Origin of the sequence: Streptomyces sp. NPDC015130 (assembly GCF_043080005.1) — a bacterium.
Classification (GTDB): Bacteria; Actinomycetota; Actinomycetes; order Streptomycetales; family Streptomycetaceae; genus Streptomyces.
Map to the genome: position 1 here is coordinate 253078 of NZ_JBIBVC010000012.1, position 17570 is coordinate 270647.

General features: G+C 74.4%; 3 protein-coding genes and 1 pseudogene. 1 reads left to right on the plus strand and 3 read right to left on the minus strand.

All coding sequences use genetic code 11. From position 1 onward, the window contains the following. Positions 1-8 precede the first annotated feature (8 nt). Positions 9-13514: an SDR family NAD(P)-dependent oxidoreductase gene (locus tag ACF08F_RS25255; protein ID WP_392300814.1), complete on the minus strand. Its 13506-nt coding sequence runs from the start codon at positions 13512-13514 to the stop codon at positions 9-11. 846 nt (positions 13515-14360) lie between these two features. Between ACF08F_RS25255 and erm (ACF08F_RS25260) the strand changes: the two genes are divergently transcribed. Further along, positions 14361-15371 carry a 23S ribosomal RNA methyltransferase Erm gene (gene erm / locus ACF08F_RS25260; RefSeq protein ID WP_392300815.1) on the plus strand — a complete coding sequence of 337 codons (1011 nt, stop codon included), beginning with the start codon at positions 14361-14363 and terminating at the stop codon, positions 15369-15371. Positions 15372-15649: 278 nt separating this feature from the next. Here erm (ACF08F_RS25260) and erm (ACF08F_RS25265) read toward each other — a convergent pair. Next, a pseudogene (gene erm, locus ACF08F_RS25265) lies at positions 15650-16417 on the minus strand (23S ribosomal RNA methyltransferase Erm); the annotation flags it as partial. Between the two features lie 309 nt (positions 16418-16726). Further along, positions 16727-17395 carry a peptide-methionine (S)-S-oxide reductase MsrA gene (msrA, locus tag ACF08F_RS25270; RefSeq protein WP_392300816.1) on the minus strand — a complete coding sequence of 223 codons (669 nt, stop codon included), beginning with the start codon at positions 17393-17395 and terminating at the stop codon, positions 16727-16729. Positions 17396-17570 lie beyond the last annotated feature (175 nt).

The window sequence follows — 17570 nt, forward strand, 5'->3', positions numbered from 1 at the left end:
GGCAGGGATCAGTCCGTGCTGGGGTCCATGTCGAGGAGGCCGAAGAGCTCCTCGGCCGAGGCGTTCATGAAGTCCGGCGCACCCGCGCCGTCCTCACTCCCGCCGCCGGCTCCGGCCCCGGCACCGGCCGCCCAGGGCAGCCCCTCGGACCCGGACCCGGACCCGGACCCGGACGCGGACCCGGTACCGGAGCCGGACGCGGACCCGGTACCGGAGCCGTATCCGGACCCGTCCGGGACTCCGGTCCCGGCCGTCCCGCCCGTGACCATCGAGCGCAGGGACCGCAGGTGTTCCAGGACTTCTTCGCTCCCGGGGGCGTCCGAGAGGCCCGTCAACACCAGGGCGCCTTCCAGGCGGGTGAGTTGTGCCAGCAGCGCGTCCGTGTCGGCGGTGCTCCTGGCCGTGGCCCCGGCCCCGGCTCCGTCGCCGGTGCCGTCCTGGCCGGCCGCGCCGCGCGGCAGCTCGGCGTCCAGGTGGGAGGCGAGGGCCGCCGGGCTCGGGTGGTCGAAGACCAGGGTCGCCGGGAGGGCGAGGCCACCGGCGGAGTTGAGCCGGTTGCGGAGTTCGACGGCGGTCAGGGAGTCGAAGCCGAGGTCGAGGAAGCCCCGTTCGGCGTCGATCCGGTGTCCACGGGAGTGGCCGAGGACCTCGGCGACCTCGCCGACGACGAACTCCAGGAGCAGGCGCTGCCGCGCGGGCCCGTCCACGGCGGCGGCCCGGTCGGCGAGCGTGACCGCCGCTGCCGGTTCCGCCGTTCCGGCCGCCGTCCCCGGGGTACCCGCCGTGGCGGAGGCCGAGGAGGCCGCTGCCGGCCGGACGGTCCTGACGGAGACGACGTCCCGGAAGAGCGCGGGGATCCCGGCCGGGTCGTTCCCGGCCGCGTCCCGCAGTCCGGCGGCGTCGAGCCGCAGCGGCAGCAGGACCGGGTGGCGGTCGTCGCGGAGGGCGGCGTCGAGGAGCGCGATGCCCTCGGCGTCGCTGATCCCGCCGATGCCGGCCCGGCTCATCCGGCGCAGGTCCGCCTGGCCGAGTCCGCCGGTCATGCCGCTGTTCTCGGCCCAGAGGCCCCAGCCGAGGGAGACGGCGGGGAGGCCGGCTGCCCGGCGGCGCCAGGCGAGGGCGTCGAGGGTGGCGTTGGCGGCGGCGTACGCGCCCTGTCCCGCGCCACCGAACGCGGCGGCGGCGGAGGAGAACAGGACGAACGCGGCCAGGTCGTAGGCGGGGGTCGAGGTGAGCTCGTCGAGGAGGAAGGCCGCGTCGACCTTGGGCCGCAGGACGTGTTCCACGTCCCCCGCCGTCATCGACGGAAGGGTGCCGTCCGACAGGACGCCGGCGGTGTGGACGACCGCGGTGAGGGGGTGGTCGGTGGGGACGGAGTCGAGTACGGCGGTGAGGGCTTCGCGGTCGGCGACGTCGCAGGCGGCGACGGACACGTCGGCTCCCAGGGCCTCCAGCTCGCTCACGAGCTCGGTGGCGCCGGGGGCGTCCGGTCCGCGACGGCTCACCAGCAGCAGGCGCCGCACACCCCACTCGCTCACCACATGCCGGGCGACCAGCCCGCCGAGCCCGCCGGTGCCGCCGGTCAGCAGGACCGTGCCCGCCGGGTCGAGCGCCGGCGCGTCGGCGCCGGGTCCCGGCCGGACGGAGGCCAGGCGGGCCAGCCGGACGGTGCCGTCGTGCAGGGTGAGCTGGGGCTCGTCGCGCAGACCCGAATCGGCGAGCACCGACGGCAGGGCCCGGAACGAAGCGGCGTCGTCGGCCAGGTCCAGCAGGCCGAAGCGGCCGGGGTTCTCGGTCTGCGCGGTCCGCACGAGACCCCAGGCGGCCGCGTGCGACAGGTCCTCGCCGCCGTCGGCGCCGGACCCCTCGGGGTCCCGCACCGCACCACGGGTGACCAGGAGCAGGCGGGCGCCCACGAGGTGCTCGTCGGCGAGCCACGCCTGGAGCAGCCCCAGCGTCCGGGCCACCGTGCCCCGTACCCCCTCCGCGCCGCCGTCGGCGGGACCCGCGGGCAGCGGGGCCAGGACCGTACGGGGCAGCGGCGCGCCGGCCGCCACGTCCCGGGACAGCGCGGCCAGGTCGGGGTAGATCCCGGCCTCGACGCCCGCGGACTCCAGGGCGGCGGCGACCTTCAGCTCGTCCTTGCCGAGGACGGCGGTCGCTCCGTACGAGGTGACGCGCGGGTCCTGCTCGACGACGGAGGCCAGGGCGTGCGGACGCCAGGCCACCCGGTGCATCAGCCCGCCGACGCGGCCCGCCGCCGCCTGACCGGCGGTGACCGGGCGCAGCGTGAGGCGGTCCACGGAGACCAGCGGCCGTCCCTCGCCGTCCGTCAGGGACAGCGAGACGGCGTCCTTCCCGGCGGCGGAGAGCCGGACCCGGGCCGCCGCGGCACCGGCCGCGTGGACCGTGACACCGCTCCAGTGGAACGGGACGCGGACGAGCTCCGGCTCGTCGACGAGACCGCCGGCCGCGATGGCGTGCAGCGAGGCGTCGAGCAGGGCGGGGTGGACGCCGTACGGGGCCGCCGCCTCGGACGCGTCCGAGGGGAGCGCGATCTCGGCGAGGACCTCGCCCTCGTACCGCCAGACCGCCGTCAGCCCCCGGAACAGCGGACCGAAGGCGAGACCGTTCCCGTCGAGCCGCTCGTAGAGACCGTCGAGGGGCACCTCCTCGGCGCCCCGCGGCGGCCACTCGGCCGCGCGGCCGGCCTCGGCGGCCGGCTCGGTCCCGCCGGTGGCCAGCACGCCGGTCGCGTGGCAGGACCACGGGGTCCCGGCGGGCGCGTCGGTGATCCGCGAGTGGAGGGAGACGGACCGTGCGCCGTCCCCGGCCGGCTCGCCGCCGGGCTCCCCGACCGTCACGCGCAGCTCGACGCCGCCGTGCTCGGGCAGCACCAGCGGTTCGAGCAGGGTCAGCTCCCGCACGTCCCGCAGACCGGCGGACTCCGCCGCGTGCGCGGCGAGTTCGACCATCGCCGTGCCGGGGAGCAGGACGCTCCCCAGGACGGCGTGGTCCGCGAGCCACGGGTGGGTGCGCAGGGAGAGCCGGCCGGTGAGCAGCAGGCCGTCCCGGTCCGGGAGGCTGACCACGGCGCCGAGCAGCGGGTGGCCCGCGGCGCCCAGGCCGAGGCCGGCGGTGTCCACCGCGGTGTCCTCCGCCGGGGCGTCCAGCCAGTAGCGGTCGCGGCGGAAGGAGTACGTGGGCAGGTCCACGCGCCGCGCCCCGGAGCCGTCGAACCAGGCGTGCCAGTCCGGTCCGGTGCCGTGCGCGTGCGCCCTGCCGAGGGCGTCCGCGACCGTCTCGGTCTCCGGCCGCTTGCGGCGCAGCAGCGCCACGAGCAGCGGCCGGGACCGGATGCCGTCGGGGGCGGAGTCCTCCGAGGCGTCCGCGGGGGTGTCCGCGAGGCCGTCGGCGGCCATGGCGGTGAGGACCCCGTCGGGGCCCAGCTCCAGGCAGGTCCGCACGCCGAGGTCGCGCAGGACGCGGACGCCGTCGAGGAAGCGGACGGTGCCGCGGACGTGCCGCACCCAGTACTCGGGGTCGCACAGCTCGTCCGGGCCGGCCGCCAGACCGGTGACGTTCGAGACCACGGTCAGGGAGGGGCGCCGGAACTCCACCGTCTCCAGGACGGCGCGGAAGGCGTCGAGCATGCCGTCCATGTGCGCGGAGTGGAAGGCGTGGCTCACCCGCAGCGCGCGGGTCCTGCGGCCGAGACCGGACCAGTACGCCTCCGCCTCCCGCGCCGCGTCCGCGTCGCCGGACAGGACGGCCGCCTCGGGGCCGTTGACTGCGGCGACGTCCAGGCGGGCCGCGTACCGCTCCTCCGCCTCCAGCCAAGCGCGGATCTCGCCCTCGGCGGCCTGGACGGCGAGCATCGCGCCACCGGCGGGCAGCTCCTGCATGAGCCGGCCGCGCGCGGCGACCAGGCGGGCGGCGTCGGCGAGCGAGAACACCCCGGCGACGTGCGCGGCGGCGATCTCGCCGACCGAGTGGCCGAGCAGCGCGGCCGGCCGCATGCCCCAGCTCTCGACGAGCCGGAAGAGCGCGACCTCCAGCGCGAACAGCGCGCACTGCGTGTAACGCGTCTCGTCGAGCAGCGCGGCCTCCACGCTGCCCTCGGGGGCGAACATCACGTCGATCAGGGGCAGTTCGAGGTGGCCGTCGAACTGGGCGCAGATCTCGTCGAGCGCCCGGGCGAAGACGGGGTGCCGCTCGTACAGCTCACGTCCGGCGCCCGGCCGCTGGCTGCCCTGGCCGGTGAAGAGGAACGCGGTGGTGCCGTCCCGCGCGGTGTCCAGGTGGACGTGGGCCGAGGTGCCGCCCCCGGCCAGCGTGGCCAGCCCCTCCAGGAACCCGTCCAGGTCGGCGGCGGTCACGGCGGCGCGGTGCGCGAAGGCGGTACGGCTCGTGGCGAGCGCGTGGCCGACGTCCCGCAGGCGGCCGGGCGCGTCCGCGTCCGACAGGCCGGCGGCGGTCCCGGGCTCGGACAGCCAGGCGTGCAGGGCGGCGGCCTGGCCGCGCAGCGACTGCTCGTCCTTGGCGGACAGCACCCAGGGCAGGTGCCCGGGACGGTACGCCCCGGGGGCCTCGACGGCCTCGTGGGGACCGTCCGCCTCGGTGGGACCGTCCGCATCCACGGGCCGGGCCACTCCCGGCTCCTCCGGCGCCTGCTCCAGCACGACGTGCGCGTTCGTCCCGCTGATCCCGAAGGAGGAGACGGCGGCGCGGCGCGGACCGCTGCCGGCCGGCCAGTCGACCGGCTCGGTGACGAGGGCCAGACCGCTGTTCGCCCAGTCGACGTGCGGGCTCGGCTCGTCGGCGTGGAGGGTCTTCGGCAGGGTGCCGTGGCGCATCGCGAGGACCATCTTGATGATGCCGGCCGCACCGGCCGCAGCCTGGGTGTGGCCGATGTTCGACTTCACGGAGCCGATGGCGAGCGGACGCCCGGCGGGCCGCTCCCTGCCGTACGTGGCCTGGAGGCCCTGCGCCTCGATGGGGTCGCCCAGCGAGGTGCCCGTGCCGTGCGTCTCGACCGCGTCGATGTCGCCGGGCGTCAGCCGGGCGTCGGCGAGCGCCTGCCGGATCACCCGCTGCTGCGAGGGCCCGTTGGGTGCGGTCAGGCCGTTGCTGGCGCCGTCCTGGTTGACGGCGGTGCCGCGGATCACGGCGAGCACCGGGTGACCGTTGCGCCGCGCGTCCGAGAGCCGCTCCACGAGCAGCAGGCCGACGCCCTCCGCCGCACCGAACCCGTCGGCGTCCGCCGAGAAGGCCTTGCTGCGGCCGTCGGGGGCGAGCGCCCGCTGACGGCTGAACTCCACGAACATGTGCGGGGTCGCCATCATCGCCACACCGCCGGCGAGAGCCATCGAGCACTCGCCGCTCCGCAGCGCCCGTACCGCCAGGTGGAGTGCGGTCAGCGAGGACGAGCAGGCGGTGTCGACGGTCGTCGCGGGCCCTTCGAGACCGAAGGTGTACGCGATCCGGCCGGAGGCGACGCTCGGCGTGCTGCCGGTCAGCAGGTAACCCTCGACGCCACGCGGGGCGTTCGGGACGCGGGCCGCGTAGTCCTGGTAGGAGAGGCCGATGAAGACACCGGTGCTGCTGCCGCGCAGCGAGGCCGGCTCGATGCCGGCCCGCTCGAAGGCCTCCCAGGACGTCGTCAGGAGCATCCGCTGCTGCGGGTCCATCGCGAGCGCCTCGCGCGGCGAGACGCCGAAGAACTCCGCGTCGAACTCGGCCGCGTCGTGCAGGAACCCGCCCTCACGGACGTACGCCCTGCCGAGCGCGTCCGGGTCGGCGTCGTACAGCCCCTCCAGGTCCCAGCCGCGGTCGGTCGGGAACGGTGTGATGCCCTCGCCGCCCTCGGCCAGCATCCGCCACAGGTCCTCCGGGCTGCGGATGTCACCGGGGTAGCGGCAGCTCATCGCGACGATCGCGATCGGGTCGTCGTCGAGGCCCGCGTCCGCGGCGACCGCGGGCGGCGCGGCGGATCGCGCGGAGTCCGCCGGCTCCTCGTCGCCGAGGAACTCGGCACGCAGCAGGTCCACGAGGGCCAGCGGCGTCGGGTGGTCGAAGACGAGCGTCGCCGGCAGCTGGAGCCCGGTCGCCCGGGTCAGCCGGTTGCGGAGCTCGACACCGGCGAGCGAGTCGAAGCCGATGTCCTTGAAGGCCCGGTCGGCGGCGACGTCCTCCGGCGAACGCATCCGGAGCACGGCCGCGGCCTGCGCCCGTACGAGACCCAGGAGGATCTCCGTACGCTCGCCGGGAGCCGCGGCGGCCAGCCGCTCGGCCAGCGGGTTGCCGCCCGTGGCGGAGGCGGCGCCCTGCCCGGCCGTGGCGCTCTCGCGCGCGTCGATGATGCGCCGCACCTCGGGCAGCTCCTCGACGAGGGGCTGCGGGCGGCCGGAGGAGTACGCGAGGTAGAAGCGGTCCCAGTCGATGTCCGCGACGGTGATCGCGGTCTCGTCCCGGCCGAGCACGGACTCCAGTGCGGCCAGGGCGAGTTCCGGGTCCATCCCGGGCACGCCGTGGTTGCGCAGCCGCTCGGCCACACCGTCGCCGGCGGCCATGCCGCCGCCGTCCCACGGCCCCCAGGCCACCGAGACGGCGGTCAGGCCGTCGGCCCGGCGACGGGCGGCGAGGGCGTCGAGGTACGCGTTGTGCGGGGCGTAGTTGCCCTGACCGGGGATGCCCAGGGTGCTCGACACGGAGGAGAAGAGCACGAACGCGTCGAGGTCGAGGTCCCGGGTCAGCTCGTCGAGCACCGAGGCGCCCACCGCCTTCGCGCGGTGGGCCCGCCGGACCTGCTCGGCGGTCAGGGTGTCCACGATGCCGTCGTCGAGCGCGCCGGCGGTGTGGAGGACGGCGGTGAGGGGGGTGTCGGCGGGGATGGTGGCGAGGAGGGTGCGCATGGCGTCGGGGTCGGTGACGTCGCAGGAGGCAAGGGTGACGCGGGTGCCCGACGCTTCGATCTCGGCGACCAGTTCGTCGGCTCCCGGAGCCTGCTGACCGCTTCGGCTGACGAGCAGGAGATGCTCGGCGCCGTGGTGGGCGGTCCAGCGTGCGGCGTGGGCGCCGAGGGCGCCGGTGCCGCCGGTGATGAGGACGGTGCCGTGGGGCTGCCAGTCGCGGACGGGCCGGCGGCCGTGCAGGGGGGCGCGGGCGAGGCGGCGGGCGTGGAGGCCGGTGGTGCGGATGGCGACCTGGTCCTCGCCGGTGGCGCCGGAGAGGACCGTGAGCAGGTGCTTCAGAGCAGCGTGCTCCGCGTCCGCGTCCGTGTTCGTGTCCGCGGGCAGGTCGATGAGACCGGCCCAGCGCTCGGGGTGCTCCAGGGCGACGACGCGGCCGAGGCCCCAGAGCATGGCCCGCTCGGGGTCGGCGGGGGTGTCGTTGCGTCCGATGGAGACGGCGCCGGTGGTGACGGACCACTGGGGTGCGCCGATTCCGGCGTCGCCGAGGGCCTGTACCCAGGCGATCTGCGGTACGAGCGTGTCGAGGAGCGAGACGACACCGGTGAAGGTGTCGCCGGTCGTGAGGGCGGTGAGCCGGGCGGCGAGGGCCTCGCGGTCGTCGTCCGCCCCGGCCGTCAGCACCTCGACCGTCGCGCCGGCGTCGGCCAGCGCGGTGAGCACGGCGGCGGCCTGCGCGGAGTGGTCCTCGGGGGTGACGGCGAGCCAGCGGCCGGACAGGCCGGTGCGCTCGGGCTGCTCGGCGACCGGGAGGCGCTTCCAGTCGATGCGGTAGCGCCAGTCGTCGCCGGGGGCGAGGGCGGCGGGAGTGTTCTCCAGCCAGTACCGCTCGGCCTGGAAGGCGTACGTGGGCAGGCCGGGACGAGCGGCGGTCGTGGCGTTCGTGGCGGGCAGGACGGAGGCCCACGCCACGGGGAGCCCGTTGACCCACGCCTCGGCGAGTGAGGTGACCAGACGCTCCTGGCCGCCCTGCTCGCGGCGGAGGGTGCCGAGGCCGGTGACGGTCTCGGGGAGGGCCATGGTGAGGACGGGGTGGGCGCTGACTTCGACGAAGTGGGTGAAGCCTTCGTCGGTGGCGAGGGTTTCGACGGCGGGGGCGAAGCCGACGCGGTGGCGGAGGTTGCGGTACCAGTAGCCGCTGTCGAGGTTGGGCTGGGTGATCCAGGCGCCTTCGAGCGTCGAGAAGAACGGGATCCGGGGCGCCTGCGGGTCCAGTCCGCTCAGGACCTCGGCCAGCTCGCTCTCGATGGTCTCGACCTGGGCGCTGTGGGACGCGTAGTCGACGGGGATGATCCGCGCGCGGACCCCGTCCGCCTTGCACGCCTGCGCGAGCTCCTCGATCTGTACGGGGTCACCGGAGACGACCGTGGCGGTGGGGCCGTTGACGGCGGCGACGGACAGCCCGTCGAACTCTCGCAGTCGCTCCAGGACGTCGGCCTCGGCGAGCGCGAGGGAGAGCATCCCGCCCTTGCCGGCGAGATGGGTGGCGATGGACTGGGAGCGCAGGGTCACCACCTTGGCAGCGTTGTCGAGGCTGAGTGCCCCGGCGACGTACGCGGCGGCGATCTCGCCCTGGGAGTGGCCGACGACGGCCTGGGGGGTGATGCCGTGGTGCTGCCACACCTTCGCCAGCGAGACCATCACGGCGAACGTCACGGGCTGCACGACGTCGACCCGCTCCAGCGAGGGCGCACCGGGCGCCTGCCGGACGACGGCTTCGAGCGACCAGTCCACGTAACGCGAGAGCGCGGTCTCGCACGCGGCCATCGAGGCCGCGAACTCCTTCGACACGTCGAGGAGTTCGGCGCCCATCCCGGCCCACTGCGTGCCCTGGCCCGGAAACACGAACGCCACACGCCCGACGGCGGATGCCGTGCCACGTATCAGCCCGTCCGGATCGGCCAGCGCCTGTACGAGGTCGTCCGCCCCGGCGCCCAGCGCGACGGCCCGGTGCTCGAACTGCGCCCGCCCGTCCGCCAGTACGCGCGCGACCGCCGCCGCGTCGACAGCGCCCGCGTCGATGTCATCCGTACGGTCCCGCGAGGCGAACGCGGCGAGCCGCCCGATCTGCGCGTCGAGCGCGTCGGCCGACTTCGCCGACACCACCCACGGCACGACCCCGGCCGCCGACGGCTCGCCGGCCCGGGTGCCCTCGGCCACGGCCGGGGCCTCTTCGAGCACCACATGCGCGTTCGTTCCGCTGATGCCGAAGGAGGAGACGGCGGCGCGGCGCAGCCCGCCGTCCTGCTTCGCCGGCCAGTCGACGGCCTCGGTGAGCAGCTCCACGGCACCGGCGGACCAGTCGATCTGGTCCGAGGGCTCGTCCACGTGCAGGGTCTTCGGCAGTACGCCGTGGCGCATCGCCTGGACCATCTTGATGATGCCGGAGACGCCGGCGGCGGCCTGGGTGTGGCCGATGTTGGACTTCAACGAGCCGAGTCGCAGAGGCTGTTCGGTGTCCCGGCTCTGCCCGTAGGTGGCGATGAGGGCCTGGGCTTCGATCGGGTCGCCGAGGCGCGTGCCCGTGCCGTGTGCCTCGACGACGTCCACGTCGGAGGCGGTGAGGCGGGCGTCGGCGAGCGCGCGCCGGATGACGCGCTGCTGCGAGGGGCCGTTCGGGGCGGTGAGGCCGTTGCTGGCGCCGTCCTGGTTCACGGCGCTGCCGCGGACGACCGCCAGGACCTGATGGCCGTTGCGGCGGGCGTCCGACAGGCGCTCGACGAGGAGGACGCCGACGCCCTCGGACCAGCTGGTGCCGTCCGCCGAGGCGGCGAACGCCTTCGACCGGCCGTCGCCGGCGAGCCCGCGCTGTCGGCTGAACTCCACGAACATCCCCGGCGTGGGCATCACGGCCACGCCGCCGGCGAGCGCCATGTCGACCTCGCCCTTGCGTAGCGCCTGCACGGCGAGGTGCAGGGCGACCAGCGAGGAGGAGCAGGCCGTGTCGACGGTCAGGGCGGGGCCCTCAAGGCCGAGCGTGTACGAGACGCGGCCCGACATCACACTGGCCGTGTTGCCGGTCAGCAGGTAGCCGTCGAGGCCCTCCCCGCCGTCCCGCAGGCTCGGCCCGTACTCGTGCGTCATCGCCCCGGTGAAGACGCCGACCTGCTGTCCCCGCAGGGAGGTCGGGTCGATCCCGGCGTCCTCGACGGCCTCCCACGAGGTCTCCAGGAGGAGGCGCTGCTGTGGGTCCATGGCGAGCGCCTCGCGCGGCGAGATCCCGAAGAAGGCCGCGTCGAAACCGGCGACGTCCTCGATGAACCCGCCCTGGCGGACGTACGACGTCCCGGGGTGCTCGGGGTCCGGGTGGTACAGCCCCTCCACGTCCCAGCCGCGGTCCTGCGGGAACTCCGAGATCGCGTCCCCGCCGCCGGCCACCAGCCGCCACAGGTCCTCGGGCGAGGCGACACCGCCGGGCAGGCGGCAGGCCATGCCGACGATCGCCACCGGCTCGTCCACGGCACCGGCCGCCGCCGCCGGAGCGGGCTCAGCGGCGGCCAGGTCCGCGGCTTCACCGTGGACGGCGACGAGCAGCTGCTCCGCCAGCGCCTCGGGGGTGGGGAAGTCGAAGATCATGGACGGCGCCAGCCGTACGCCGAAGGCGGCGTTGATCCGGTTGCGCAGGTCCACGCCGGTCAGGGAGGTGCAGCCGGCCTCGCGGAAGGTGCGGTCGACCTCGATCTGCCCGCCCGTCGCGTACCCCAGCACCTGGGCCGTCTGCGCCCGGACCTTGTCCAGGATCACGCGCAGCTGCTCGTCCCGGTCGAGCCGTGCGAGCTCGGCGGCCTCCGTGCGGAGCACGGCGGGCCGTACCGGCTGCTCGGCCGCCGCCGGGGCGAGCGCCTCGATCTCGCCGAGCCAGTGGCGCTCGGTCTGGAACGCGTAGGTGGGCAGGTCGTGGAGGCCGGGGTGGCGGCCGGCCGAGGCGGGGAGCAGCGGGCTCCAGTCGACCGCGAGTCCGTTGGCCCAGGCTTCGGCGAGTGAGGTGACGAGCCGGTCCTGCCCGCCGTTGTCGCGACGCAGGGTCGCCAGACCGGTGACGGTTTCGGGGAGGGCCATGGTGAGGACGGGGTGGGCGCTGACTTCGACGAAGTGGGTGAAGCCTTCGTCGGTGGCGAGGGTTTCGACGGCGGGGGCGAAGCCGACGGGGTGGCGGAGGTTGCGGTACCAGTAGCCGCTGTCGAGGGCGGGCGTGGTGATCCAGGCGCCTTCGAGGGTCGAGAAGAACGGGATCCGGGGCGCCTGCGGGTCGAGTCCGGCGAGGACCTCGGCCAGCTCGCTCTCGATGGTCTCGACCTGGGCGCTGTGGGACGCGTAGTCGACGGGGATGATCCGCGCGCGGATGCCGTCGGCCTCACAGGTACGGGCGAGCTCCTCGATCTGTACGGGGTCACCGGAGACGACCGTGGCGGTGGGGCCGTTGACGGCGGCGACGGAGAGCCCGTCGAAGGCGGTCAGTCGCTCCAGGACGTCGGCCTCGGCGAGCGCGAGGGAGAGCATCCCGCCCTTGCCGGCGAGGTGCTTGGCGATCGACTGGGAGCGCAGGCTCACGACACGTGCGGCGTCGTCGAGGCTCAGGGCCCCGGCGACGTACGCGGCGGCGATCTCGCCCTGGGAGTGGCCGACGACGGCCTGAGGGGTGATCCCGTGGTGCTGCCACACCTTCGCCAGCGAGACCATCACGGCGAACGTCACGGGCTGCACGACGTCGACCCGCTCCAGCGAGGGTGCACCGGGCGCCTGCCGGACGACGGCTTCGAGCGACCAGTCCACGTAACGCGAGAGCGCGGCCTCGCACGCGGCCATCTCCGCCGCGAACTCCGCCGACACGTTCAGGAGTTCGGCGCCCATCCCGGCCCACTGCGTCCCCTGGCCGGGGAACACGAACGCCACACGACCGACACCGGAGGCCACACCCCGGACCAGCCCCTCGGGCGCAGCAAGGGCGGCAGCCAGGTCGTCCCGCCCGGCGCCGACGGCGACGGCCCGGTGCTCGAACAGGGCCCGCCCGTCGGCCAGTACGCGCGCGACCGCACCCGCCTCGACCGACCCCGCCTCGACAACACCCGCGTCGACGTCATCCCCGCGTTCCCGCGAGGCGAACGCGGCGAGCCGCCCGATCTGCGCATCCAGCGCTGCCGGGGTCTTGGCGGAGACGAGCCACGGCACCGGTCCACCGGCGGCCGACGGTTCGTCCGCCGGGGCGTCCTCGACCGGGGCGGGGGCCTCTTCCAGCACCACGTGCGCGTTCGTCCCGCCCATGCCGAACGAGGACACGCCGACGACCATCCGCTGCCCGTCGTGCTCCGGCTCCCACGGCAGGTACTCGGTGTTCACCCGGAGGTTCAGTTCCTCGAACGGGATCGCCGGGTTCGGGGTCTCGTAGTTCAGGCTGGCGGGCAGCGCGCGGCCGCGGAGCGCCAGGACGGCCTTGACGAGGCCGGCGATGCCGGCCGCGCCCTCCAGGTGGCCGATGTTCGTCTTGACCGAGCCGACGAGGAGCGGCTGTCCGGCCGGGCGGCCGGTGCCGAGGGCGGCGCCGAGGGCCGCGGCCTCGATCGGGTCGCCCACGGGGGTGCCCGTGCCGTGCAGCTCGACGTACCGGACGTCGGCAGGGGTGGTCCCGGCACGCTCGTGGGCCTCGCGGAGCACGGCCTCCTGCGCCTGCGCGTCGGGGGTCGTCATGCCCTTCGCGGCGCCGCCGTTGTTGACGGCGCTGCCGCGGATCACGGCGAGCACCCGGTCGCCGTCGGCGACGGCCCGGGAGAGGCGCTTCAGGACGACGAAGCCGCCGCCCTCGCCGCGTACGTAGCCGTTGGCGCGGGCGTCGAAGGTGTAGGCGCGGCCGTCGGGGGAGAGACCGCCGAACTTGCTCGCGCCGACGGTGCTGTCCGGCACCAGGTTCAGCGAGACGCCGCCGGCGAGCGCGAGTTCCGACTCGCCGCGCCGCAGGCTCTCGCACGCGAGGTGGACGGCGACGAGCGACGAGGACTGGCCGGAGTCGACGACCATGCTAGGGCCGCGCAGCCCCAGCGCGTAGGAGAGGCGGTTCGCGATGACGCCCCGGTGCAGGCCGGTGACGGTGTGCGGGGTGATCGCGGTGGCACCCTGTCGGTGCTTCAGGGTGGCGTAGTCGTCCCAGATGGCGCCGGCGAAGACGCCGGTACGGCTGCCGGTGAGCGAGGACGGGTCGATCCCGGCGCGCTCCAGGGCCTCCCAGCCCAGCTCCAGGGCGAGCCGCTGCTGCGGGTCCATCTCTGAGGCCTCGCGGGGCGAGATGCCGAAGAAGGCGGCGTCGAACCGGTCGACGTCCTCGATGAAGCCGCCCCACCGGGTGTTCGCGCGGCCGGGGGCGGAGCGGTCCGGGTCGTAGAAGTCGTCGGCGTTCCAGCGGTCCGCGGGGACGTCGGTGACGGCCTGGCCGCCCGCCGCCAGGAGATCCCAGAACTCTCTCGGGTCCCGGGCACCGGGCACCCGGCAGGAGATGCCGACGACGGCGACGGGTTCCGCTGTGCCGTGCGCGGAACCGGCGTCGTTCGACACGGACACGAATTCCTCGGACTCACTCTTGGACACTGTCGACATCTCTCCACGAATCATTTCGGCGCGCACATCACCGGTGGAAGCACGAGAGAAGGAGTGCTTCGCACGATCGGGTCCGGCAGGGGGCCAACCCCCGTCGGACCCGGACTTCCCCCATGTCCCACGCTGCCGCCCCACGCCCTGTCACCGGTGTTCTCGCGCCGGTCCTGGTAATTCCGGCTGAAGACATCCGGCTCCGTTTCCGGAAGCCGCCCTTTCACCCAACCCCAGGGCACCCCCCCTATGCTCCCCCTAGGTTCCCCCTATACCTGGCGTGGACCCCGGGCCACGGGTGTCGGGAGGAGCGGGGGACCCCCCTTGCCGGGGCTGCGGGAGCAGTGCTCGCCGTGTGCGTGGCCCCGATCGTGGCGCGCCGCTTCCCGCTCTATACCAATGGTCGGGAAATCCATGCCAGGTAAAGAGATGGGTAACAGCCGTTCCTGGGGGAATGGCTTGATTCCACCCCTCGACCTGACATACTCCGGCCGCGAGAGTGGTGACGGCCGGTCGGTGGGGTGCTCAACCCCTTCCTTCTGAAGCCTCGTTGGACGGGCCCCGCGCGGCAACCCACCGTGCACCCTCAATCTCGCTCCGTCGCACCTCAATTGGGGTGTGACGGATCTGTGGCGGTCCGTGGGTCCGCGCGCGCCCCCGCCCGAAGGTCCGCCATCGGCGCCTTCGGGGCGATTCGCAACTCCCGTGCGGAGGAAGGTTCGTGTGCGAACTCGATCTCGGGGTCCCCGGCGGACCGTGAGGTATGGTCCGTGCCAAGTCCATTGACCACGGCAGCCAGGGAGGGGACCGCTCATGGCAATGCGCGACTCCGCACCGGGACGGGCGGACCGGGACGTCCTCCGCCGCGAATTAGGGCAGAACTTCCTCCAGGACGACAGGGTCGTGCGCAATCTCGTCGCGCATGTCGACGGGGACGGCAGGAACGTTCTGGAGATCGGCCCCGGAAAGGGCGCGATAACCGAGGAGCTGGTGCGCCGTTTCGACACCGTGACAGTCGTGGAGATGGACCCTCACTGGGCCGCGCACGTACGGCGCAGATTCGAAGGGGAAAGGGTCACCGTATTCCAGGGTGATTTCCTCGATTTCCGCTTCCCTTACGACATAGACACGGTCGTCGGAAACGTCCCCTTCGGTATCACGACGCAGATTCTCAGAAGCCTCCTGGAATCGACGGAATGGCAGTCGGCGGCCCTGATAGTGCAGTGGGAGGTCGCCCGCAAACGTGCCGGTCGCAGCGGTGGATCGCTCCTCACGACCTCCTGGGCCCCGTGGTACGAGTTCGCCGCCCACGACCGCGTCCGCGCCTCGTCCTTCCGACCGATGCCCAGCGTCGACGGCGGCGTCCTCACGATCCGGCGACGCCCCCGGCCCCTGCTTCCGGAGAGTTCGAGCCGCGCCTTCCAGAGGTTCGCCGAAGCCGTCTTCACCGGACCCGGACGAGGCCTCGCCGAGATCCTGAGGCGCCACATCCCCAGGGAGACCTACCGCTCCGTCGCCGACCGCCACGGAATTCCGGACAACGGACTGCCGAAGGACCTGACGCTCGACCAATGGACAGCCCTCTTCCAGGCCACCCGGCAGGGACACGCGCCGGGGACGACCGGCGCGCGCCCGCCCGCCCAGCGCGGCGGCAGGGAGCGGGACCACGAACTCGTCGAGCCGAACAGGGGCGCCGTGCCCGGAGGCCGCCGCTACGGCCCCGCACGCGGCGGCGACCCCACCGCGCCCCGCGCCCAGGTCCGCCAGACGAAGGGCCGCCAGGGCGCGCGCGGCTCCTCGTACGGACGCCGCACGGGCCGATAACCGCCCGGCGGACACGCCCCTGTCCGCCTCCCGCTGGTCTGGAGCGGGAGGCGGACAGGCAACGGGACGGCTCACGCGCTCTCCGGCCGCCCCCGGCCCCACCTCTGATCGGTCCCGGAGGAGCTCCGCACGACCCGGCCCCGGCCGCGCCGCGCCTGCGACCCGCCCCGTCGGCCCGCCGGCACCCGGCCGCCCGGGTGCGCGGCCCCGCCCCGCACCGCCCCGTGGAGACCGGCCGCGCCGCCGGCCGCACCGTCGAAGGAACCGTCGGCCGTACCGCCCGTCAGCTCCCACAGCGACGCCCACTGCCCGGGCTTCAGGTCCTTGGGCAGCGCGTGCGGCGAGATCTCGTTCCGCTGCAGCCAGGTCGCCAGGTCCCGCTGCGAGATCCGCCCGGTCCGCCGCAGAATCTCCTTCAGCCCGTTCCCCTTGCCGGTGAACACCTGGCGCACGAAGTCCTGGTACGTCTTCACCTGGCCCACGAGCGGAGCGGACCGCCGACGGACGACCAGCACCCCGCCGTCCACGCCCGGCATCGGACGGAAGGCACGCGCGGGCACCCGGGAGTGCAGGTCGAACTCGTACCAGGGCGCCCAGCTCGCCGTCAGCAGCGTCGACCCGCCGACGCCGGCCCGGCGCCGGGCGACCTCCCACTGCACGAGGAGGACGGCCGTGTGCCAGTGCTGCGCGTCGAGCAGCCGCCGCATGATCGCCGTCGTCAGGTGGAAGGGGACGTTGCCGACGACCACGTGCGGGTGGCGCGGCAGCGGGAACTGCAGGAAGTCGTGGTGCACCACGGTCACATGACCGGGGGTGCGGACACCGAGGCGCTGCGCGCGCCGGCCGTCCAGCTCGACGGCGGTGATCGGCCTGCCGTGCCTGCTCAGCGGCAGGGTCAGGGCACCGTCACCCGGACCGATCTCCAGTATCGGACCCTTGGTCCTGGCCACCAGGCCGTCGATCTCGTCGATGACGGACCGGTCGACGAGGAAGTTCTGGCCGAGCTCGTGTCGGCCGCCCTGCGGGGAAAGCGGGGAAAAAGGCATGAGTCTGCTCCGCGAAACCGTTCGGAGCCGGAGCAGCACGAAGAGCCGCACCGGCGGGACCCGGAAGCGGAGGGCCTGAACGAACGCGAGAGCGCGAGTGCCGACGCAGGGAGTGCGAGGACGCGCGAGGAACGAGACGCGTGAGAAGGGCCCGCCGCTAGGAGCGGCGCAGCCTCATGTAACGGGCCTGAGAGTGGCAGAACTGCATGGCGCCAGCGTAACACCGCCGGAAACCGACCCTGTTGGGGTTTCCCGGGACTCCGATGCCCCCGCCCGCGCCGAAGCGGCCGGCGGGGGCATCGGCCGAGGTCACGCCCCCGGAGCCGCGGCGACTCCGATCGGGCAGGAGACACCGGTGCCGCCGATGCCGCAGTAGCCCGCGGGGTTCTTGTCCAGATACTGCTGGTGGTACGCCTCGGCCGGATAGAACGGACGCTGCTCGTCCGCCGGCAGGACCGTGGTGGTGATCTCGCCGTAGCCGGAGCCCGCCAGGACCTTCTGGTACGCCTCGCGGGAGGCCTCGGCCTTCGCCGCCTGGGCCGGGCTGTGGGTGTAGACCGCCGAGCGGTACTGGGTGCCCACGTCGTTGCCCTGGCGGAAGCCCTGCGTCGGGTCGTGGGACTCCCAGAAGAGCTTCAGGAGGGACTCGTACGAGACCTTCGACGGGTCGAAGACGACCCGGACGACCTCGGTGTGACCGGTCAGACCCGAGCACACCTCCTCGTACACCGGGTTCGGCGTGTGACCGCCCTGGTATCCGACGAGGGTCGTCCAGACGCCCTCGGTCTGCCAGAACTTGCGCTCGGCGCCCCAGAAACAGCCCAGGGCGAAGTCGGCGACCTCCAGGCCCTCCGGGTACGGGCCGAGAAGCGCGTTGCCGAGGACCGTGTGGCGCTCCGGGACGGAGAACTCCGGCTCCGGCCGGCCGCGCAGGGCCTGCTCGGGGGTGGGGAGGACGGGGGTGCGGGACAGGAACATGCTGCATCTCTCCTCGACGGTCGGCAGTCCTCACAACAAGGGAGGGGGGGGGGGGGGTGGCCCCCCCCCCCCCCCCCCCCGGGCCCGCCCCCCCCCCCCCCGCCGCCGCCCCCCCCGCCCCCCCCGCCCCCCCGCCCCCCCCCCCCCCCCCCGCCCGCACCCCCCCCCCCCCCCC